Source organism: Modestobacter sp. NPDC049651, from assembly GCF_040659695.1.
Classification (GTDB): domain Bacteria; phylum Actinomycetota; class Actinomycetes; order Mycobacteriales; family Geodermatophilaceae; genus Modestobacter.
In genome coordinates this window covers 1-1,139 of record NZ_JBFAOG010000032.1, presented here as the reverse complement: position 1 = coordinate 1,139, position 1,139 = coordinate 1, and the positions used below count along the sequence as shown (strand labels likewise).

The following is a 1,139-nucleotide window of genomic DNA, read 5'->3' as shown; positions in this document are numbered from 1 at the left end:
GCCGCCGCATGGTCCGCCATCGTGCTGCCGGACGGGATCAAGCAGCGGCTGCTGCGCACGGCCGTCGCCTCGGCGCACCTGCGTGCGGCGGTGCCGTTCGACGCGCTGCCGTTGCACGGGGTGGTTCTGCTGACCGGCAAGCCCGGCGTCGGCAAAACCACGGTGGCGCGGGGTCTGGCGGACCGAGTGGCCCGGACCATGGCCAACGAGGCCGGGTGGTTGTTTGTCGAGGTAGATCCGCACAGCCTGGCCAGTTCGTCGCTGGGACGCAGCCAGCGTGCGGTCGAGCAGTTGTTCGGCACCCTGCTGCACGAGCATGCTGGCGCCGGGCCGATGGTCGTGCTGCTCGATGAGGTCGAGACGCTGTTCACGGACCGGGCGGCGCTGTCGATGGATGCCAACCCGATCGACGTACACCGGGCCGTGGACGCCGCGCTGGTCGGCCTCGACCGGCTGGCCCGCCGCCACACCGAGGTGCTCATCGTGGCGACGACTAACTTCAGCGAGGCGATCGACCCGGCGTTGGCGTCGCGCGCCGACTGGATTGTCGAGGTGCCGCTGCCTGATCGCGCCGCCCGTCGGCAGATCCTCGAGCACGCCGCCGCGGCGGTCGTCGCCGCCTTCCCCGGAGCGGGCCAGTTGCTGAAGCCAGCGTTGCTGGACGCGGCGGCCGAGGCAGCCGAGGGCCTCGACGGACGGCGGTTGCGTAAAGCCGTCGCGGCCGCCTGCGCGTACCGGCGGGAGGCGCAGGGCGATCCCGATCGGGTCACCGGTCAGGACCTGCTGGCGGTGCTGCGCGAGGAAGGTGGCCGCTCGTGAGTGTCACGTCACGGCAGGTGCCGTCGGTGCCCGTGCGTACATCGGTCGCGACCTGGAACACGATTATCGATCTTCTCACCCCGGCGGGCGCCGACACCCGCACTGAATTGGTGGCGGTCACCAGCACGGTTGCCATGCTGATTGCCGAGGAATACACCGGCGAGGCACCGATCGTGGTCATGCCGGCCACCGGCGACCGCATCCGGGACTACACCGTGCACGGCCCGCCCGCCGTCGAGGGCGAGGACCCAGCGCCGCTGGCCACCTGGCCGTTGGCCGAGCCGGGCTGGCGCGTCTCGCTCCCGTGCGGCGCGGTCGAC

The 1,139-nt window shown here is 71.7% G+C and carries 2 protein-coding genes; both read left to right on the top strand.

The genetic code is table 11. The annotated features are described in order from the left end of the window. Positions 1-819: AAA family ATPase (locus tag AB0J00_RS21885; RefSeq protein ID WP_357749233.1), on the top strand; the 819-nt coding region annotated here is incomplete at its 5' end. Next, positions 816-1,139, top strand: a 324-nt coding sequence (locus AB0J00_RS21880) for a hypothetical protein (RefSeq protein ID WP_357749230.1), incomplete at its 3' end; no start/stop codon positions are given. The genes AB0J00_RS21885 and AB0J00_RS21880, both read left to right, overlap by 4 nt.